This is a genomic window from Pseudomonas sp. G7(2022) (assembly GCF_052660475.1).
In genome coordinates, this window is the sequence record NZ_CP109659.1 from 3,652,347 (window position 1) to 3,670,310 (window position 17,964).

The following is a 17,964-nucleotide window of genomic DNA, read 5'->3' on the forward strand; positions in this document are numbered from 1 at the left end:
CGGCTACTTTGTAGGATTCAGAGACATCCTCGCGTTTGGCGATCCGGGAGCTGGCACGTATGATGCTTCACAAACTTCCGCAGATTAGAAGCCTATGTCCCTGATAGTTCTACTGCTTCTGCCTTTTCTGGGCAGCTGTCTGGCAGCCGTGCTGCCGCACAACGCACGTAACGCCGAATCCCTGCTCGCAGGTCTGGTCGCACTGATCGGCACTGTCTCGGTCGCGATGCTGTACCCGCAGATCGCCCACGGCGGCGTGATCCGCGAAGAATTCACGTGGCTGCCCAGCCTGGGCCTGAACTTCGTCCTGCGCATGGACGGCTTCGCCTGGCTGTTCTCGATGCTGGTACTGGGCATCGGCACCCTCGTTTCCTTATATGCCCGTTATTACATGTCGCCGGACGATCCGGTGCCGCGTTTCTTTGCGTTCTTTCTGGCGTTCATGGGCGCCATGCTCGGGCTGGTGATCTCCGGCAACCTGATCCAGATCGTGTTCTTCTGGGAGCTGACCAGCCTTTTCTCATTCCTGTTGATCGGCTACTGGCACCACCGCCACGACGCGCGCCGCGGCGCCTACATGGCGTTGATGGTTACCGGTGCCGGGGGATTGTGTCTGCTGGCGGGGGTCATGATCCTCGGCCATGTGGTCGGCAGCTATGACCTCGACAAGGTCCTGGCCGCCGGCGATCTGATTCGCGCACATGCCCTCTACCCTATCCTGCTTCCCCTCATCCTCATCGGCGCCCTCAGCAAAAGCGCCCAGTTCCCCTTCCACTTCTGGCTGCCCCACGCAATGGCGGCGCCCACACCGGTTTCGGCCTATCTGCACTCGGCGACCATGGTCAAGGCCGGGGTGTTCCTGTTGGCCCGCCTGTGGCCGTCGCTGTCCGGCAGCGAAGAATGGTTCTACATCGTCAGTGGCGCCGGCGCCGCCACGCTGTTGCTTGGCGCGTATTGCGCGATGTTCCAGAACGACCTCAAGGGACTGCTGGCCTACTCGACCATCAGCCACCTCGGCCTGATCACGCTGCTGCTGGGTTTGAACAGTCCACTGGCCGCCGTCGCGGCGGTGTTCCACATTCTCAACCACGCGACTTTCAAGGCCTCGCTGTTCATGGCCGCCGGGATCATCGACCACGAAAGCGGCACTCGCGACATCCGCAAGCTCAACGGTCTGTTCAAACTGATTCCGTTCACCGCCACCCTGGCGATGGTGGCCAGCGCGTCCATGGCCGGCGTGCCGCTGCTCAACGGCTTCCTGTCGAAAGAAATGTTCTTCGCCGAAACCGTGTTCATCAATGCCACCGCTTGGGTTGAAGCGACCTTGCCAATCGTGGCGACCATCGCCGGTACGTTCAGCGTGGCCTACTCGCTGCGCTTTACCGTCGACGTGTTCTTCGGCACCACCGCCACCGATCTCCCCCACACCCCGCACGAACCCCCGCGCTGGATGCGTGCTCCGGTGGAACTGCTGGTGTTCACCTGTCTGCTGGTAGGGATCTTCCCGGCCCAGATAGTCGGCCCGTTGCTGGCTGCCGCTGCACTGCCGGTAGTCGGCGGCGTGCTCCCGGAATACAGCCTGGCGATCTGGCACGGCCTCAATGCACCAATGATCATGAGCCTGATCGCCATGTCCGGCGGCATCGTGCTGTATCTGCTGCTACGCAACCAGCTCAAGCGCGGCCGCTTCAAGTATCCGCCGCTGGCGGGTCGCCTCAACGGCAAGCGAATGTTCGAACGCAGTCTGGTGGCGATGATGCGCCTGGCTCGACGCCTGGAGCGGCGAATCGGCACCAAACGCCTGCAAACCCAGTTGTTCCTGATGGTATTGGCGGCGGTGCTCGCCGGGCTGATCCCGATGCTGCACAGCAGCCTGAGCTGGGGCGACCGGCCGAAAATCCCCGGTTCCATCGTGTTCGTGACCCTGTGGCTGCTGGCAATCGCCTGCGCCCTCGGCGCCGCGTGGCAGGCCAAGTATCACCGTCTCGCCGCCCTGACCATGGTCAGCGTCTGCGGTCTGATGACTTGCGTGACCTTTGTCTGGTTCTCGGCACCGGATCTGGCCCTGACGCAATTGGTAGTCGAAGTGGTCACCACGGTGCTGATCCTGCTCGGTCTGCGCTGGCTGCCACGGCGGATCGAAGAGGTTTCGCCGTTGCCGAGCAGCCTGCGCAAGGCCCGGGTCCGGCGCCTGCGCGACTTGCTGCTGTCGATCGCCGTCGGTGGGGGTATGGCTTTGCTGTCCTACGCGATGCTGACCCGGCAGACTCCGAACGACATTTCCTCGTTCTACCTGAGCCGTGCCTTGCCTGAAGGCGGCGGCAGCAACGTAGTCAACGTGATGCTGGTGGATTTCCGCGGTTTCGACACCCTCGGTGAAATCACCGTGCTGGTGGCCGTGGCGCTGACTGTATTCGCCCTGCTGCGCCGCTTCCGCCCACCGAAAGAGAGCCTGCAACTGCCCGCCCAGCAACGCCTGCTGGCACCGGACGTGGTCACCGATCTGGTCAACCCGCGTTCGGCCAGCGACACCGCGCTCGGGTTCATGATGGTGCCGGCGGTGCTGGTGCGCCTGCTGCTGCCGATTGCGCTGGTGGTGTCTTTCTATCTGTTCATGCGTGGACACAACCAGCCGGGGGGCGGTTTCGTTGCCGGTCTGGTGATGTCGGTGGCGTTCATCCTGCAATACATGGTCGCCGGCACCCAATGGGTCGAGGCTCAAATGAGTCTGCGGCCGCTGCGCTGGATGGGCACCGGACTGCTGTTCGCCACGGTCACCGGACTCGGCGCGATGCTGGCGGGTTATCCGTTTCTCACCACGCATACCTGGCACTTCAGTCTGCCGGTGCTGGGTGACATCCATGTCGCCAGCGCATTGTTCTTCGACATCGGCGTGTATGCAGTGGTGGTCGGTTCGACGCTGTTGATCCTCACTGCCCTCGCCCACCAGTCAGTCAGGGGCCACAAAACCGCTGCCATCAAAGGAGCCGTCTGATGGAAGAAGTCATCGCAATCGCCATCGGAGTGCTCGCTGCCTCCGGCGTCTGGCTGATCCTGCGTCCGCGGACGTTCCAGGTGGTCATGGGCCTGTGCCTGCTGTCCTACGGCGTCAATCTGTTCATCTTCAGCATGGGCAGCCTGTTCATCGGCAAAGAACCGATCATCAAGGACGGCGTACCGCAGGACCTACTCAATTACACCGATCCGCTGCCCCAGGCACTGGTACTGACGGCCATCGTCATCAGCTTCGCCATGACCGCGCTGTTTCTGGTGGTGCTGCTCGCGTCGCGGGGCCTGACCGGTACCGACCACGTTGACGGAAGGGAGCCCAAGGAATGACGGCGATGACACACCTGATCGCCGCACCGATTCTGCTGCCGCTGCTGACGGCTGCCATCATGCTGATGCTCGGTGAAAAGCACCGTCCGCTGAAGGCGAAAATCAACCTGTTCTCCAGCCTGCTTGGCCTGGGCATCTCGGTGATGTTGCTGCAATGGACCCAGACCACCGGCGTGCCCGGTTCCATCGGCGTGTACCTGCCGGGCAACTGGCAGGTGCCGTTCGGCATCGTGCTGGTAGTCGATCGGCTGTCGGCGCTGATGCTGGTGCTGACCGGCATCATCGGTGTCAGCGCTTTGCTGTTCGCCATGGCCCGCTGGGACGGCGCAGGTTCGAGCTTTCACGCGCTGTTCCAGATTCAGTTGATGGGCCTGTACGGCGCGTTCCTGACAGCGGACCTGTTCAACCTGTTCGTGTTCTTCGAAGTGCTGCTCGCCGCGTCCTATGGCTTGCTGCTTCATGGCTCGGGACGGGCGCGGGTGTCGTCGGGGCTGCATTACATTTCGATCAACCTGCTGGCCTCGTCGCTGTTCCTGATTGGCGCAGCACTGATCTATGGTGTCACCGGCACGTTGAACATGGCTGACCTGGCCATGAAGATTCCGCTGGTACCGGAAGCCGACCGTGGCTTGCTGCATGCTGGCGCGGCCATTCTGGCAGTAGCGTTCCTGGCCAAGGCCGGAATGTGGCCACTGAACTTCTGGCTCGTGCCGGCCTATTCCTCGGCCAGCGCACCGGTAGCGGCGATGTTCGCGATCATGACCAAGGTCGGCGTCTACACCCTGCTGCGCCTGTGGACGCTGCTGTTCTCCGGGCAGGCAGGCGCCTCGGCCTACTTTGGCGGCGACTGGCTGATCTACGGCGGCATGGCGACCATGCTCTGCGCCGGCGTGGCGATCATCGCCGCACAACGCCTGGAGCGCATGGCCAGCCTGAGCATTCTGGTGTCGGCGGGGATTCTGCTGTCGGCCGCAGGTTTCGCCCAGCCGAACCTGATCGGCGCGGCGCTGTTCTATCTGGTCAGCTCGACCCTGGCCCTGAGCGCACTCTTCCTGCTGGCGGAACTGATCGAACGTTCGCGCACCGCCATCGAAGTACCGCTGGAAGACGAGAACGAACTGCTGCCGCGTCCGCAAGAATGGCAGCGGCCAGTCAAAGGCATCAACCTGGATGATGACCAGAAAGCCGTGGTCGGCCAGGTGATTCCGTGGACCATGGCCTTCCTGGGCCTGAGCTTCATCGCCTGTGCGCTGCTGATTATCGGCATGCCGCCGCTATCAGGGTTCATCGGCAAATTGAGCCTGATCGGCGCCCTGCTCAATCCGTTGGGTCTGGGTTCCGACGAACCGATCTCGATGGCCGCCTGGGGTTTGCTGGCTCTGCTGATCCTCACCGGTCTCGGTTCGCTGATGGCCTTCTCGCGCCTGGGCATCCAGCGTTTCTGGTCACCGGAAGAGCGCCCGTCGCCGGTGCTGCGCAAACTCGAATGCGTGCCGATTTTCCTGCTGCTGGGCCTGAGCATCGCCCTGACTTTCAAGGCCGAGCCGCTGCTGCGCTACACCCAGGCCGCCGCAGATGCCCTGAACAATCCGCAGCAATATGTGATGGCGGTGCTCGGCACCCGCGCCGTGCCGAGCCCGGAAGCCAAGGCTGCGCTGCTGGAGGTGCAACCATGAAGCGTCTGTTTCCTGCTCCGTGGCTGTCGCTCGCGCTGTGGTTGCTGTGGCTGGTGCTGAACCTGTCGGCCAGCCCGGGCAACCTGCTGCTGGGTGCCGTACTCGGTTTCTGTGCCCCGCTGATGATGCGCAAGCTGCGCCCGCAACAGATCCATATCCGCCGCCCGGGCACCATCCTGCGATTGTTTCTGCTGGTCGGGCGTGACGTGATCGTCTCCAACCTTCAAGTGGCGTGGGGCGTCCTCAACGCCGGTCGCCGTCCGCCCCGCTCGCGCTTTATCAAGGTGCCGCTGGACCTGCGCGATGCCCATGGCCTGGCGGCGTTGTCGATGATCTGCACGGTCGTGCCCGGCACGGTATGGTCGGAACTGGCGCTGGATCGCAGCATTCTGTTGCTGCACGTCTGGGACCTGGATGACGAAGCGCAATTCATCCAGCACTTCAAGGTCACTTACGAGCAGCCGTTGATGGAGATTTTCGAATGAGCCCGCTGCTGTCGAACGCGATTCTGCTGACGCTGTTCCTGTTTTCCCTGGCGATGGTGCTCACGCTGATTCGCCTGTTCAAAGGGCCATCGGCACAGGATCGGGTACTCGCACTGGACTACCTGTACATCGTCGCCATGCTGATGATGCTGACTCTGGGGATTCGCTACTCCAGCGACACCTATTTCGAGGCGGCGCTGCTGATCGCGCTGTTCGGATTCGTCGGCTCGTTTGCCCTGGCCAAATTCCTGCTGCGTGGCGAGGTGATCGAATGAACGCTGAATTGTCTCTGTGGGTGGAAATCCCGGTGGCGATCCTGCTGGTGCTCGGTGGTGTGTTTGCCCTGATCGGCGCGACCGGCCTGTTACGGATGAAGGACTACTTCCAGCGCATGCACCCTCCGGCGCTGGCCTCGACCCTCGGCGCGTGGTGCGTGGCGCTGGCATCGATCATCTGCTTTTCCGCGCTCAAGTCCGGGCCGGTGCTGCACGCGTGGCTGATCCCGATTCTTCTGTCGATCACCGTGCCGGTGACCACCTTGCTATTGGCGCGAGCGGCGTTGTTCCGCAAGCGCATGGCCGGGGATGATGTGCCGGCCGAGGTCAGCAGCCGGCGTACTGAAACCGGCAGCTAGATCCAGGCGACAGCCAACAGCCCGGCTCCCAATATCAGACACAGCGGCGAGTAAACCCAAGTGTCGAGCCGGGCAAACCGCGACCCCTTCACTTCCTTGAAAAAACCCACCAGCTCCGAATCGCCAATCGCCCGCGCAAACATCAGCAGCGCAATCGCGCTGATCACCCATTGCAGCGCCCAGTGATGCACGGCGGGCAGCCACCATCCCACCCGCATGCACACCAATGCGGCAATCAGTAGCAGGGCTGCCGCCACCACCAGCGTGATCCAGCCTGAAGGCTTGAAAGCCGGCCTGAGCGTCAGTCCGCCGTTATCCACCGGAACCTGTGGCACCACCGCCACGGCCGCCCACTGCCCACCCATCGCCCAATACACATGCATAAGGCTGATCACCGCAAATATCGTCACCAGCCATTGAGCCAACACAAAGGTCATGGTCGAGAATCCTTTAAAGGGATTTGAACAAAACATCCTAGTCGGCATTTTTCCATGTGCACGACCGATCGGCGGTGCGGTAAAGTGCCGCCCCATGAAATTCACCCGTACCGATCGCTCAATGCTGGCCTGGATGCTCTATTGCTGCGTCCTGTTCAACGTGTTCGCCTGCAGCATCGGTCACGGACAAATGGTCGGGATGCAGCTCAACGGAATCGGTGGCCAGTTCTGCGCCGTCGACCCGAGCACCCAGGCGCCGCTGGCCTCAAATCCCGCCGAAGAAAAACTGCCGACCCTGGCCAAGGCCTTTGGCTGTCCGCTGTGCTCCACCGGCGGCATGGGCCCGGCGTTCAACTCCAGCCTGACGCTGGCGATCCTGCCGGAACAACACAGCCCGCCGCTGCCGGTCATCGTCAGCATCAACCTCCCTGCCCGCTTTATCTGGCCTTCGGCCAACCCCCGCGCCCCACCGCTCGCCTGAGTGTCTTTGCCTTTTTGATTTGTCAGCCCACTGCGCCAACGCGCGGCGTTCGCCTGTGCGCTGACTCCGAGAACAAGCATTCAGGATTCAAACGATGAAACAACTTACCTTGCTGGCGAGCCTGTGCGGCTGCCTGTCCGTCAACGTCTGGGCGCAATCCACCGTGGATCTGGCGCCGATCACCATTGATGGCGAGTCCGGCGCCGAACCGGGCCTGAGCCTCGACCAGTCCAGCGGCATGGCCTCGCGCCTCGGCCTCAGCGTGCGTGACACTCCGGCCTCAGTGGCCATCGCCAACCGCAATGACATCGAACGTCACGGTTCGCAAAACTTTCAGGACGCGGCCAACACCTTGCCGGGGGTGAACGCCAGTGCGCCGCCGGGGTTTGGCGGGTTCGTCTCCTATCGCGGTTTCACCAGCAGCCAGATCACCCAGATGTTCAACGGCGTCAACGTCTCCGGCGGGCTGGCGCGGCCGGTGGATTCGTGGATTTATGACCGGGTGGAACTGGTCGGCGGCCCGTCGTCGCTGATCAATGGTGCAGGCTCGGTCGGCGGCTCGCTGAACTACGTGACCAAACTGGCCACGCGCGACGAGCAGGCCGCCGAAGGTCGGGTCAGCTACGGTACCTACGACACCACCGAAGCCGCGTTCGGACTCAACCACGCGCTGACCGAACCCGGTGCCGACGTGCAGCACTACGCGCGCCTCGACGTCAGCCACAACACCAGCAACGGCTACATCGACCGCCAGGAACGCGATGCCTGGAGTGTGGCGTTCTCGCTGCTCAGCGATCTGACGCCGAACCTGTCGCACACCCTGGCCCTGGAATATCAGGACGAACACGAAGACAGCCCGTACTGGGGCACGCCGGTGCTCAACCCCAAGGGCGGCGAATTGAGGATCGACAAGCACAATCGCTTCAACAACTACAACGTCGAAGACGGCCGCTACGAGCAACGGACAATCTGGGTACGCTCGATCATCGACTACCGGATCAACGACAGCACCACCCTGCGCAACACCCTCTATCACCTCGACAGCCAGCGTGATTACCGCAACCTGGAAACCTATCAATACAACGCCGACAACAGCGCAGTGAACCGCTCCACTGCGTATCAGGTGCGACACCAGGGCGAGCAGAACGGCAACCAGTTCGAACTGCGCCACGACAACAGCCTGTTCGGCCTCGACACCACCTGGTCCGGCGGTTTCGAGTACAAGGTCAACCAGACCACCAACTCGCCACTCAACGTCAAAGGCGCGAGCACCGTGGATCCGAACAACTATCGCCCGGGACACTTCTACGACATACCGGGCACGAATCCGGGTTTTGTCAGCGACAAGACCAACGAGGTCACCACCAAAGCGTTGTTCGCTGAAAACCGCCTGGCATTGACCGACAAACTTTCGTTGCTCACTGGCCTGCGCCATGACGACATCGATCTGGACGTGACCAACCATCGCACGGTGACGGCGAGCAACCCGCGCCACCTCAAGCGCAGCTGGGAGCCGGTCACCGGGCGTGTCGGCCTGACCTACCAATTCACGCCATCAGCCAATGTCTACGCGCAATACAGCACCGCCGCCGAACAACCCAACGGTACTCAGGACTTCGATGTTTCAACGGGCAAGCAATGGGAAATCGGCAGCAAGTTCGACTACCTGAACGGACGTGGCTCGGCGACGGTCGCGGCTTACACCATCGAGCGCAAGGACTTTGCCGTTACAGATCCGCTGGACCCGACCAACAGCATTCCTGTTGGCCAACAGACGTCCAAGGGTATCGAGATTGCCAGCTCACTGCGGATCACCGACAGGCTGCTGGCCGAGGTCAACTTCGCCTGGGTCGATGCAGAGTACGATGAGTTCAACGAAAAGAACGCCGCCGGTGGGGTGGTTTCACGCAAGGGCAACACACCGACCAACGTGCCGGACCGGGTCGGCAATCTGTGGCTGACCTATGACTTCGCCCCACAATGGCAAGGCGGGGTCGATGCGCGGTATGTGGCGTCGGTGTATGCGGACAGTGCCAATACCATGACCGTGCCGTCGTACACGTTGTTCGGGAGTTTCCTCAGCTACAAGGTCGACGCACACACCACTGTCACGGGGCGGGTGCGCAACCTGACGAACGAGGTGTATGCCGAATTCGCCCATGTGTCGCCGGCGTATTACCTGGGCACACCACGCACCTTTGAACTGGCCGTACAGACCCGGTTCTGATTGGGTCGGGCGAGGGAGCAGGCTTCCTCGCCTCAAATCTAAAGACCTGCCTGAACCTTGTCCGCCACATCCTTCGGCAGCCACGCCTGCCACACATCCGGATGGGCTTTCATGAACGCGTGCGCCGCATCCCTTGGCGGCGTGTGCTTCTCGCTCATCTCGGCCAGCGCCTTGTTCAGGTCCTCGATCGGAAAATGGACTTTGCTGAAGAACGCAACGATCTCCGGATACTGCTTCTGAAATGGCGTGGACACACCGATCGACAGTTTCGACGCCAGTGAACGGGTCGGTTTCGGGTTGGGGTTATCGGCGTCGGTCAGGGTCTTCCAGGCCTCGGCGTCGAACGGCGGCTCTTCCAGCTGCACCAGTTTGAACTTGCCAAGCAACGGCGTTGGCGACCAGTAATAGAACAGCACCGGTTTGCCCCGGCGGATCGATGAACTGATTTCGGCGTCCAGCGCCGCACCGGAGCCGCTGCGGAAATTGGTGAAGTCATCCTGCAACCCATAAGCCGTGAGCTTCTGCTTGTTCACCACTTCCGATGTCCAGCCGATCGGGCTGTTGAGGAACCGTCCCTTTTTCGGGTTCTCCGGATCCTTGAACACATCCTTGTACTTCTTCAGATCACTGACACTGCGCAGGTCCGGCGCCATTGGCTTGATGCCTTTGGCGGCATCGCCCTTGATCACGTACTCCGGCACCCACCACCCCTCGGTAGCCCCCTTGACCGTATCGCCCAGGCTGGCAACCTTGCCTTCGGCTTCAGCCTTGACCCACACCGGACTGCGCCCCGCCCACTCCTCGCCGATCACCTGGATGTCGTTGTTGGCGAGCGCGGTTTCCAGGGTGATGGTGGTGCCCGGCAGCGTGTCCGTCGGCAGGCCGTAGCCTTTCTCGACGATGATCCGCAGGACATCGGTGATCAGGCTTCCGCTTTCCCAGTTCAGGTCGGCGAAGTGAATCGGCGCTTGTGCGGCATTGACCGCTGGCACCGCTGTCAACAAACCGAATGTGGCCAGACAAGCGCCCAGCAACCGTCGAAATCCGTTCATGCTTTGCACCTCGTGCTGTTCGCAGCAATAGCAGGAAGGCCTGACAGAAGTCCGCCAGCCTCTGAATACTCAGTCAACTGACTGTAGACGAGGTTCCTGCTTTTTCAGGGGCATGCCACGGGCGAGGCTACTTTTCAGACATTTCCTGCAAGCGTTGCAGCTCGCGTCTGACCATGCTGGCGTACTCGGCAGGCTGCAAAGCGTAGATCTGCGAGGCGACCCAACCGAGCCAGACGCCCTTCAACTCGGCCCTGGCATCGAAAAGGCGCCGGGCCTCGTCGCGGGCGCTGTCGAGGTTCTGCAAATGGAAATCGGCGCGACTCACCGTCATCACTCGCTGGCCTTGAAGGTCACCAGCTCGCCCTTGCGCCATTTGGCAGCCTTGGCGGTAACGGCTTTCAGGGTCTTGGTCAGGCCTTCCTGCAGTTGTTCATTGGCGGCAAACACGGTGACCGCGCTATGGCCTTCCTTGAACACGATGGCATGGCCGTCGGCCGTGCTGACAAAGGCATAGTCGCCCAGACCGTACACGGTCATTTTGATCTCGCGAAAACGGATATCCATCTTGCCGCCTTCACGGCTGGGCAATACCGAAGCGCTGAAGTGATCGCCGACCTTGAGCTTCAGGCCAGGCTTGTCGTCGACCACCAATGCGCTTTCGGTGTCGATCTCGGCAACGTAAATGCCTTCAGCGTTTTGCTCGGTGATGTAAACAAAACGCGATTGGAACTGCTTGACCAGCTTTGCCCGCAAATCACCCAGCACGAACAAAGCATGCATATCGAGGTTACTGACTGCCAAAGAAACATCCCCACACTTGAAAGAGTGCCGCACGCGGAAAACGCGCACGACAGTAAAAACGGCCAGGCCGATGGTGTTGCGCAATGACTCGGATAAAAGCCTGAGCGAGCAAAGAGCTCATTCAGCGCGAGGTTCACAAGACTACTGGAATGGCACTCGCGAAACCTGCAAAGACGTTCTCCAAATGTTGAAGGAAAAAGCTTCACGGTCGGCCAGAGAAAACTGACTACGAACTTTAGGGAAAAAACTCACCAAGAAAAGCACTTTTCCGACATATCGCACGCAAAAAATTGCTTTAGATAACGCCATGCCGTCAACAGGTGTTGGCGATTCTAGAGCAGCGACGCTGCTCGCGACTACCCGCAACCGTCTGTAAATGCGGGTCAATCCATGAAAAGGACTTCATATGTGCACTTTGACGCATTTTGCCGTGGCTTACGAACAACCCTTTGACTTGAATAACCCTGACTTTGGTACTGACTCCGCACCCGACTCCTCGGGCCGGGAGCCCCAGTTTCAAGTGATTCTCGCCGGAAACGCCTTTTTCCATATCAAGGAAAAGTCGACCGGCCGCGTAAGAGGTTTCCGTGAAGATCACAATGCCGCGTGTGCGCTTGCGCGTTCGCTGGAATCACGAATCGAACTCCTGCCCAACGTCCCCCTCAGATAAAAGAGAGTGATCGACCACCCCACCCGCCAAGGAGCACACCATGGAACTGCCTGCCTACAATCTGACAACCCTGTTCGATCAATTAGGGCTGCCTTCGGAGGAAATGGCCATAGACGACTTCATCGAAGCCCATCCGCTGGATGCCGAGACCAAACTGATCGACGCCGATTTCTGGAGCCCGCAGCAGGCCCAATTGCTCAAGGAGTGGTTGCGTGCCGATGGCGAGGAAGCCGTGATGGTCGACGAACTCAACGTACGCCTGCACAGAGGCAAATAAATTCGATCAATGGACGCAGTCTCCGGGCTCGTCGCCCAATTGCGCGAGCCAGGCGGCTTTGCACTCTTCCGCTTCGTCACGACTGGCGAACGCCGTGCCCCGTCGCTCTCCGTTGAGCAACACCACCCAGCAGACACTCTGCCCCATCGCACGCAGCCCGGCCGGAACACCACTGCCGATCATCACGGCGACATCGACTCTGCATTGCATGCTGACCTCCAATCTTTTCATTAGCTACCTAACTATGCAGGCATGTTAATGATTGGAATCAGGAGGAAACAGCAACGCGCGTGCACAGCTTAATTGCAGTTCCGGCAACAATGCCTCACCGCGGCTTCTCCGGTTTGTAGCCCAGACGCAATCCGCCCCAGTGGCGGCCCTTGACCATGATCGGCACCGACAGGTCGTGCATCAGCTCGCCGGTATCGCGGGTGTAGGTCTGCAACAGCACGGGTTGCTGATGGCTGCCGCAGCGGATGCCGGTGCGGTCGGCGAATTTGCGTTTGGTGCGATTGTTGATGGTATCGACCTGCACATCCCCGGTCAGTGGCTGGCTGAACGCCTGATTGTGGGTCGGCACATAACCCTGTTGCGTGCAGGCGATGGCGAACACCAGGCCTTCGTGGCGCGGCAACAACGGTTCCTGAATCGCCGGCAGCACCTGATCGGTGTAACGGTCGAATCGGGTCTGGAACCTGGCGGGCTGGGTGTTCGGGATTGGCTGATACTGGCGGTCGAACAAGTCTTCGAGGCTGATCCGCCCCTGCTCGATGTCAGCCTCGAAACGCGCGGCAATCTGGCTCGCACCTTCCCGGGCCAGGTCGTAGATACGCTGGTGATAGTCATCCAGACCGACTTCGGCCAGGCGTTCGCTGATGGTTTCTGCCTGCCCTTCCATCTGCACCGCTGCTTCGGCCAGGCGCCGGGTCTGTTGGTCGCTGATCGCCAGATCGCTGCGCATTTGCTCGATGGCGGTGAACAGACTGTCGAGTTGTTCGCGATTGGTTTCGGCGCCCCGGGCGATTTCGCCGACCTGGGTTTCAACCCCGGCCGCCAGCCTTGCGATGTTTTCCAGGTGCTGACCGGTGTGTTCGACCTGCTCGACGCCGGTATGCAAATCGTCGGAGAGCTGACGAATCTGCTCCACCACCTGCGCCGTACGTTGCTGGATGTCGGCGACCATCTCGCCCACTTCGCCAGTGGCCGTCGCCGTACGAGCCGCCAGACCGCGCACTTCATCCGCCACCACCGCAAACCCACGACCGTGCTCACCGGCCCGGGCCGCTTCGATGGCCGCGTTCAATGCCAGGAGATTGGTTTGACTGGCAATCGACTGAATCACCAGCGTCACGCGCTGGATGTCATCACTGCGCTCGCTCAAGGCCTCGATCAGTTCGCGACTGGCATTGGCACGCTGACTGAGCTGATGCATGCGCGAAATCGAATCCACCAGTTCGGTGCGCCCCGCCGCGCTGCTGTGATGGGCTTCACTGGCGGCACCCAGCGCTTCGCGGCTGAGCTGGGACGTGGCTTGCTCAGTGGCAATCATCACTTCGGCGTTGTTGACGATCTGCGCGGCGGCGTCGAGTTGCGATTGCAGGCGGCCAGCCAGTTCCTTGACGGAAAAAGCCACACCGGCGGCCGACAGCGCGTTATGACTGGTGGTGTAGGAAAGGTCGCGAGTCAGCTCGGACATCGCGTCGTTACCGACGACGGGTTGCACATCGGCGACGGCACGGGCACGCAGGCGCGGCAGCCATACAATCAGCACCGCCAATGGCATGCCCACATACAAGGGCCATTCACCCAGGCTTATCCCGGCCAGCACCAGCATCAGGGCGATGCTTTGAAGGGTCGGCATCAGCCAGCGATTTTTCGGCAAAACAACTGGTGCAGGTAGATCTGCAACCAGAGATCCATCTCTCGTCATGTTGTGACCCCACGCTTGTTCTCATTGTTGTGACTGCATTAAACGCCACTACAAGGCCATTATCCATGGTCCGTTAGTCGTGGGTCTGTGGCAGGTCAATGGAACGGTGCGGAGGATTTCCGGCAGACGAGAAAAAGCAAAGATCGCAGCCTTCTGCAGCTTTAAACAAAAGCTGCAGAAGGCTGCGATCTTTTCGCGACGACCCGCATTGAAGGGGTCGCCTCAGGAATCAGGCCTGACGCTGGTGCTTGTCGATCTGCTCATGACGCTCTTGAGCTTCGATGCAGTACTTGGTGGTCGGGCTGATCAGCAGGCGTTTCAGGCCGATAGGCTCGCCGCTGTCGTCGCACCAGCCAAAGCTGTCTTCCTTGATACGCTCAAGGGCCTGCTCGAGTTGCGGCAGCATGCGCTGGTCGCGATCGATCGCGTTCACCAGCCAGGTGCGCTCTTCTTCCACCGATGCGGCGTCCGCCGGGTCAGCCGGGGTGTCCAGGCTTTCGATGGCAATACGGTTCTGCTCAATGCGCTCGTGGGTTTCGACTTTCATGTTCTGCAACAGCTCCTGGAAGAAAGCGTGTTGCTCGGCATTCATGTAGTCATCTGCCGGCATGGCCAGCAACTTGTCCTTTGTCATTGATATCTCTATAAAAAACGTGCATTAAGGCGAATTAGGGAGCGTTCCGGCGAACCGCCTGCGGTCATCGGAAAGGCATCGTTTATTGCAAACGCCACCCGGCACTCAATTTACGAAGGGGCGGCAGTCTAAGGCCCGTTTGAGGCCTCAGCAACTCTAAATACCGGGAATTTGTCCGACAAAGCCCGGAAACTGCTCTGACACAGGCTTCACGGCGCTCATCGGAGTGCGTTTATAGCAAGAAATTCAGTCGAGCGGCTGTATATAGAAGACAAACGGCGGATGAGCGGCGCTTTGTCGCATTTCTTTACAATCGCCGACGGCAAAACCAGTCCGCCCTCAGGACTGACATTCCTCCCAACCTCAGCTACGTTATGCCCTCCCCGGTTCGACTTGAAGGAACGCGTCATGAAACTGATCGGCATGCTGGACTCCCCTTACGTGCGTCGCGTGGCGATCTCCGCCAAATGCCTGGGGATTGAACTGGAACACGACCCGGTGTCGGTGTTCCGCCATTTCGAGCGCTTCCAACAGATCAATCCGGTGGTCAAGGCGCCGACTCTGGTCCTCGACGATGGTGAAGTGCTGATCGACTCGACGCTGATCCTCGACTACCTCGAAGCCCTGTCCGGCCAAACCCTGCTGCCGACGGACCTGCCGCGACGGGTAAAAGCCCTGCGCCTGATCGGCCTCGGCCTCGCCGCCTGCGAAAAAGCCGTGCAGCTCTACTATGAACGCAACCTGCGTCCGGCCGACATTCAATACCAGCCGTGGGTCGAGCGCGTCGAAGGCCAGCTCGCCGCCGCTTTCACCGCCCTGGAACACCAACTGGAAAAACACCCACTGTCCACTGACGGGACGCTGCAACAGGACGGCATCACCCTCGCCGTCGCCTGGAGTTTCACCGGCCTTGTCGTTCCCGATCAGATCGACGCTGAACGCTTCCCGCGCATCGCCCAATACACCGCCTGCGCCGAAGGCCTCCAAGCGTTCATCAGCACCCCGATGACCTGACCATGAGCACAACCGAAACCGCCGCCCCGGCCCTGAAAGAAATCTTCAACGCCGAACGCCTGCAACACATCGCCAGCGAGATGAGCGCCGTATACCCGGCGTTCAAGGCCAAGGCCTTTCTCAAGCATGCCAACGACGGCCTCGGCGAACTCTCGGTCATGCAACGCATGGCCCGCGTCAGCGAAAGCCTGCACGCCGTGCTGCCACTGGACTACACCGATTCCCTCTCCGTACTGCGCGAACTCGCCCCGCGCCTGAACAGCGGCTTCGTCAGCATGTGCCTGCCGCACTACGTCGCGAGCTACGGCGCGCACGCATTCGACACCTCGATGGAAGCCCTGAAGTACTTCACCACCTTCGGCTCCTCCGAATTCGCTATCCGCCACTTCCTGCGCAGCGACCTCGAGCGCTCGCTGGAACTGATGCACGACTGGGCACGAGACGAAAACCACCACGTCCGCCGCCTCGCCAGCGAAGGCAGCCGCCCTCGCCTGCCATGGTCGTTTCGGCTGGAACCGGTGCAGGCAAATCCACAATTGGCCGCCGGGATTCTTGATCGATTGAAGGCCGATGAGAGTTTGTACGTGCGCAAGTCCGTGGCGAATCATTTGAATGATGTGACCAAGGAACATCCGGAGTGGGTGCTGGATACGATTGAGGGGTGGGCGCTGGAGAACAGGCACACGGCATGGATTGCCAAGCATGCGTTGCGGAGTTTGATCAAACAGGGGGATTCTCGGGCGCTCACGGTTATCGGCGCAGGGGCGAAGGCTGAAGTTGAGTTGCTGGATGTGAAGGTGGAACCGGCGGTTGTCCGGCTTGGGGAGACGATTACTTTATCGTTTACGGTGAAGTCGTTGGTTCCGGTGGAGCAGCGGTTGGTGATTGATTATGCGATTGACTACGTGAAGGCCAATGGCGGGACTTCGGCCAAGGTTTTCAAGTTGAAGACGTTGGTGTTGGCGGGGTTTGGGAGTGAGGTTGTGGCGCGGCGGCAGGTGATCAAGGACTTCACTACGCGCAAGCACTATGCGGGGGTACATGCGGTGCATGTGGTGGTTAACGGGGAGCGGCTGGGGAGTACTGCCGTTGACATCATCACTTAATAAGCGTCAAAAATGGTCTGCTCATCGGATGACAACCGAAAGTAGCAGGTACGTTGGATCTTGAACCGAATGATGACCTCTCCAACCACTGAGCTCGCAAAGGAACGCACATGATCGATGGTCCCGCTGTTTTGACAGTCTTTTTGGTTTACCTGGCCGGTGTCGTTATTCCAGGACCCAATTTCGTTGCGGTAGTCCACAAAGCGGTAGCTGCGTCGCGGTCAGAAGCTTTGGCCTTGGTGGCAGGCATTGTATTGGTCAACTTACTCTGGGCCACCTGTGCAATAGCAGGTATCGGCGTTGTATTTGCTGCGTTTCCTTGGGCGGCGCTATTCGTAAAAGTTCTGGGGGCAGCCTATCTGATGTGGTTTGGACTGCGACTGCTGCTAAATGCCGGGAAGACCACACTTTCCCCCAGTAATGAGGCTGCCGTCGGAAATTTTCAGCAATCATTCATTCAAGGAGTCATCACGAACATCGGCAACCCTAAATCCATGGCCTTCTACGCCGCTATTTTCTCAGCGGCAGCCCCCGCCCACGTGTCAACAAGCACGTTTTTGTCGATGCTGGCAGTCGTAGTGGTGGTTTCAATGACTTGGTATGGAATGGTCGCAATCGCTCTTTCGCAGCCTGACATCGCGTCAGCGTATCAAAGGAGGAAAAAGGCTATTGATCAATTATGCGGCGCTTTGATTTTATCTCTGGGGATCCGGCAGCTTGTCCAATAAGTCAGGGAGGAATGCGGATAGATTTACTTTCGGACTGCTTTTGGCCCAGATCCTGTAAACACGCGTGGCACTTTCTCGCGGCAGGCTTCAGGCTGGAAGGAATGTCAAACTATCAAGATTGATCTCGGCGTAACACCCCATATCCCCCTTGTAAAGCGAGACCCTGGACACTCCCAGCTCGGACTGTAAGAGTTCGACAAGCTTTCTGAGGTTCTTGTTTTTGGACAGCGAAGCCGGACGTACCACCGTTGCCTGTTCGAGTTCGTCATCGTAAATTCTGATCAGAAACGTATCCTCTTCGCTCTGTATTTCGTAGTTATAACCACGATACTCATACCCGAGGTCGTGGTCGACATCATCAAAGCGGGTAGCTTTTATTATCTTCAAAGTGGCATCCAGTATTCGATCACCATAGAAGGATCGTTTCAAAGAAATGCAAAAAATGGGGACTCATCGATTTATCAAAAGAGCCG

The 17,964-nt window shown here is 59.9% G+C and carries 21 protein-coding genes; 13 read left to right on the plus strand and 8 right to left on the minus strand.

What is annotated here, in order from left to right; translation table 11 throughout:
* Nucleotides 1–94: 94 nt before the first annotated feature.
* From NE357_RS16415 to NE357_RS16440, 6 genes are read left to right on the plus strand one after another with little or no spacing between them, the layout of a single operon-like run.
* A complete protein-coding gene (locus tag NE357_RS16415; RefSeq protein ID WP_169430752.1) occupies nucleotides 95–2,995 on the plus strand; it encodes a monovalent cation/H+ antiporter subunit A in 2,901 nt (966 codons plus the stop codon).
* On the plus strand, nucleotides 2,995–3,339 hold the full coding sequence (locus tag NE357_RS16420; RefSeq protein WP_003192163.1) for a Na+/H+ antiporter subunit C: 345 nt from the start codon (nucleotides 2,995–2,997) through the stop codon (nucleotides 3,337–3,339). Before NE357_RS16415 ends, NE357_RS16420 begins: the two co-directional genes overlap by 1 nt.
* A complete protein-coding gene (locus tag NE357_RS16425; protein WP_169430753.1) occupies nucleotides 3,336–5,015 on the plus strand; it encodes a monovalent cation/H+ antiporter subunit D in 1,680 nt (559 codons plus the stop codon). Before NE357_RS16420 ends, NE357_RS16425 begins: the two co-directional genes overlap by 4 nt.
* Entirely contained in the window at nucleotides 5,012–5,500 is a 489-nt protein-coding gene (locus NE357_RS16430; RefSeq protein WP_169430754.1) for a Na+/H+ antiporter subunit E, read from the plus strand. The genes NE357_RS16425 and NE357_RS16430 overlap by 4 nt, the downstream gene beginning before the upstream one ends.
* The gene (locus tag NE357_RS16435; protein ID WP_003225959.1) at nucleotides 5,497–5,775 is read left to right on the plus strand and encodes a K+/H+ antiporter subunit F; all 279 of its coding nucleotides are present in this window, start codon (nucleotides 5,497–5,499) and stop codon (nucleotides 5,773–5,775) included. The genes NE357_RS16430 and NE357_RS16435 overlap by 4 nt, the downstream gene beginning before the upstream one ends.
* Entirely contained in the window at nucleotides 5,772–6,134 is a 363-nt protein-coding gene (locus tag NE357_RS16440) for a Na+/H+ antiporter subunit G (RefSeq protein WP_169430755.1), read from the plus strand. Before NE357_RS16435 ends, NE357_RS16440 begins: the two co-directional genes overlap by 4 nt.
* Here the strand turns inward: NE357_RS16440 and NE357_RS16445 are convergent.
* Nucleotides 6,131–6,571, minus strand: coding sequence for a DUF3995 domain-containing protein (locus tag NE357_RS16445; RefSeq protein ID WP_007950535.1), 441 nt, complete (start codon nucleotides 6,569–6,571; stop codon nucleotides 6,131–6,133). The two genes, NE357_RS16440 and NE357_RS16445, sit on opposite strands and share 4 nt — an antisense overlap.
* A gap of 94 nt (nucleotides 6,572–6,665) precedes the next feature.
* Between NE357_RS16445 and NE357_RS16450 the strand changes: the two genes are divergently transcribed.
* Nucleotides 6,666–7,052 carry a DUF2946 domain-containing protein gene (locus NE357_RS16450; RefSeq protein WP_169430756.1) on the plus strand — a complete coding sequence of 129 codons (387 nt, stop codon included), beginning with the start codon at nucleotides 6,666–6,668 and terminating at the stop codon, nucleotides 7,050–7,052.
* A 94-nt stretch (nucleotides 7,053–7,146) separates the two neighbouring features.
* Nucleotides 7,147–9,279 carry a TonB-dependent receptor gene (locus NE357_RS16455; protein ID WP_169430757.1) on the plus strand — a complete coding sequence of 711 codons (2,133 nt, stop codon included), beginning with the start codon at nucleotides 7,147–7,149 and terminating at the stop codon, nucleotides 9,277–9,279.
* A gap of 38 nt (nucleotides 9,280–9,317) precedes the next feature.
* Here NE357_RS16455 and NE357_RS16460 read toward each other — a convergent pair whose 3' ends face one another.
* The 3 genes from NE357_RS16460 to NE357_RS16470 all read right to left on the minus strand — a co-directional run bounded on the left by NE357_RS16460 (nucleotide 9,318) and on the right by NE357_RS16470 (nucleotide 11,132).
* The gene (locus NE357_RS16460; protein ID WP_169430758.1) at nucleotides 9,318–10,331 is read right to left on the minus strand and encodes an ABC transporter substrate-binding protein; all 1,014 of its coding nucleotides are present in this window, start codon (nucleotides 10,329–10,331) and stop codon (nucleotides 9,318–9,320) included.
* 127 nt (nucleotides 10,332–10,458) lie between these two features.
* Nucleotides 10,459–10,662 carry a hypothetical protein gene (locus tag NE357_RS16465; protein WP_169430759.1) on the minus strand — a complete coding sequence of 68 codons (204 nt, stop codon included), beginning with the start codon at nucleotides 10,660–10,662 and terminating at the stop codon, nucleotides 10,459–10,461.
* Nucleotides 10,662–11,132, minus strand: coding sequence for a hypothetical protein (locus tag NE357_RS16470; RefSeq protein WP_085711422.1), 471 nt, complete (start codon nucleotides 11,130–11,132; stop codon nucleotides 10,662–10,664). Before NE357_RS16470 ends, NE357_RS16465 begins: the two co-directional genes overlap by 1 nt.
* Before the next feature lie 406 nt (nucleotides 11,133–11,538).
* On the opposite strand from NE357_RS16470, the gene NE357_RS16475 reads away from it, so the two are divergent.
* Both NE357_RS16475 and NE357_RS16480 read left to right on the plus strand, forming a co-directional pair.
* Complete coding sequence (locus NE357_RS16475) at nucleotides 11,539–11,802, plus strand: hypothetical protein (RefSeq protein WP_249314302.1); 264 nt, start codon at nucleotides 11,539–11,541, stop codon at nucleotides 11,800–11,802.
* 40 nt (nucleotides 11,803–11,842) lie between these two features.
* Nucleotides 11,843–12,079, plus strand: a complete 237-nt coding sequence (locus NE357_RS16480) for a DUF2789 family protein (RefSeq protein ID WP_169430760.1) — start codon at nucleotides 11,843–11,845, stop codon at nucleotides 12,077–12,079.
* Nucleotides 12,080–12,085: 6 nt separating this feature from the next.
* On the opposite strand, the gene NE357_RS16485 is transcribed toward NE357_RS16480, so the two are convergent.
* The 3 genes from NE357_RS16485 to NE357_RS16495 form a co-directional block, all read right to left on the minus strand.
* Nucleotides 12,086–12,289: a hypothetical protein gene (locus tag NE357_RS16485; protein ID WP_169430761.1), complete on the minus strand. Its 204-nt coding sequence runs from the start codon at nucleotides 12,287–12,289 to the stop codon at nucleotides 12,086–12,088.
* 115 nt (nucleotides 12,290–12,404) lie between these two features.
* Nucleotides 12,405–14,009 carry a methyl-accepting chemotaxis protein gene (locus tag NE357_RS16490; RefSeq protein ID WP_169430762.1) on the minus strand — a complete coding sequence of 535 codons (1,605 nt, stop codon included), beginning with the start codon at nucleotides 14,007–14,009 and terminating at the stop codon, nucleotides 12,405–12,407.
* 229 nt (nucleotides 14,010–14,238) lie between these two features.
* Complete coding sequence (locus tag NE357_RS16495) at nucleotides 14,239–14,643, minus strand: TraR/DksA family transcriptional regulator (RefSeq protein WP_039767046.1); 405 nt, start codon at nucleotides 14,641–14,643, stop codon at nucleotides 14,239–14,241.
* A gap of 408 nt (nucleotides 14,644–15,051) precedes the next feature.
* Between NE357_RS16495 and NE357_RS16500 the strand changes: the two genes are divergently transcribed.
* The 3 genes from NE357_RS16500 to NE357_RS16510 all read left to right on the plus strand — a co-directional run bounded on the left by NE357_RS16500 (nucleotide 15,052) and on the right by NE357_RS16510 (nucleotide 17,491).
* On the plus strand, nucleotides 15,052–15,657 hold the full coding sequence (locus tag NE357_RS16500) for a glutathione S-transferase (protein WP_169430763.1): 606 nt from the start codon (nucleotides 15,052–15,054) through the stop codon (nucleotides 15,655–15,657).
* Between the two features lie 2 nt (nucleotides 15,658–15,659).
* Nucleotides 15,660–16,763: a DNA alkylation repair protein gene (locus NE357_RS16505; protein ID WP_169430764.1), complete on the plus strand. Its 1,104-nt coding sequence runs from the start codon at nucleotides 15,660–15,662 to the stop codon at nucleotides 16,761–16,763.
* A 110-nt stretch (nucleotides 16,764–16,873) separates the two neighbouring features.
* A complete protein-coding gene (locus NE357_RS16510) occupies nucleotides 16,874–17,491 on the plus strand; it encodes a LysE family translocator (protein WP_169430765.1) in 618 nt (205 codons plus the stop codon).
* Between the two features lie 87 nt (nucleotides 17,492–17,578).
* Here NE357_RS16510 and NE357_RS16515 read toward each other — a convergent pair whose 3' ends face one another.
* Nucleotides 17,579–17,878 (minus strand): hypothetical protein, encoded by a 300-nt coding sequence (locus NE357_RS16515; protein WP_169430766.1) that lies wholly within the window; start codon nucleotides 17,876–17,878, stop codon nucleotides 17,579–17,581.
* Nucleotides 17,879–17,964 lie beyond the last annotated feature (86 nt).

Coding starts and splice junctions, on each gene's coding strand:
- NE357_RS16480 (WP_169430760.1), top strand. CDS start 11,843: ATGGAACTGCCTGCCTACAATCTGACAACCCTGTTCGATCAATTAGGG.
- NE357_RS16450 (WP_169430756.1), top strand. CDS start 6,666: ATGAAATTCACCCGTACCGATCGCTCAATGCTGGCCTGGATGCTCTAT.
- NE357_RS16505 (WP_169430764.1), top strand. CDS start 15,660: ATGAGCACAACCGAAACCGCCGCCCCGGCCCTGAAAGAAATCTTCAAC.
- NE357_RS16415 (WP_169430752.1), top strand. CDS start 95: ATGTCCCTGATAGTTCTACTGCTTCTGCCTTTTCTGGGCAGCTGTCTG.
- NE357_RS16475 (WP_249314302.1), top strand. CDS start 11,539: ATGTGCACTTTGACGCATTTTGCCGTGGCTTACGAACAACCCTTTGAC.
- NE357_RS16440 (WP_169430755.1), top strand. CDS start 5,772: ATGAACGCTGAATTGTCTCTGTGGGTGGAAATCCCGGTGGCGATCCTG.
- NE357_RS16420 (WP_003192163.1), top strand. CDS start 2,995: ATGGAAGAAGTCATCGCAATCGCCATCGGAGTGCTCGCTGCCTCCGGC.
- NE357_RS16510 (WP_169430765.1), top strand. CDS start 16,874: ATGATCGATGGTCCCGCTGTTTTGACAGTCTTTTTGGTTTACCTGGCC.
- NE357_RS16435 (WP_003225959.1), top strand. CDS start 5,497: ATGAGCCCGCTGCTGTCGAACGCGATTCTGCTGACGCTGTTCCTGTTT.
- NE357_RS16460 (WP_169430758.1), bottom strand. CDS start 10,331: ATGAACGGATTTCGACGGTTGCTGGGCGCTTGTCTGGCCACATTCGGT.
- NE357_RS16430 (WP_169430754.1), top strand. CDS start 5,012: ATGAAGCGTCTGTTTCCTGCTCCGTGGCTGTCGCTCGCGCTGTGGTTG.
- NE357_RS16455 (WP_169430757.1), top strand. CDS start 7,147: ATGAAACAACTTACCTTGCTGGCGAGCCTGTGCGGCTGCCTGTCCGTC.
- NE357_RS16445 (WP_007950535.1), bottom strand. CDS start 6,571: ATGACCTTTGTGTTGGCTCAATGGCTGGTGACGATATTTGCGGTGATC.
- NE357_RS16500 (WP_169430763.1), top strand. CDS start 15,052: ATGAAACTGATCGGCATGCTGGACTCCCCTTACGTGCGTCGCGTGGCG.
- NE357_RS16485 (WP_169430761.1), bottom strand. CDS start 12,289: ATGCAATGCAGAGTCGATGTCGCCGTGATGATCGGCAGTGGTGTTCCG.
- NE357_RS16490 (WP_169430762.1), bottom strand. CDS start 14,009: ATGACGAGAGATGGATCTCTGGTTGCAGATCTACCTGCACCAGTTGTT.
- NE357_RS16425 (WP_169430753.1), top strand. CDS start 3,336: ATGACGGCGATGACACACCTGATCGCCGCACCGATTCTGCTGCCGCTG.
- NE357_RS16465 (WP_169430759.1), bottom strand. CDS start 10,662: ATGACGGTGAGTCGCGCCGATTTCCATTTGCAGAACCTCGACAGCGCC.
- NE357_RS16495 (WP_039767046.1), bottom strand. CDS start 14,643: ATGACAAAGGACAAGTTGCTGGCCATGCCGGCAGATGACTACATGAAT.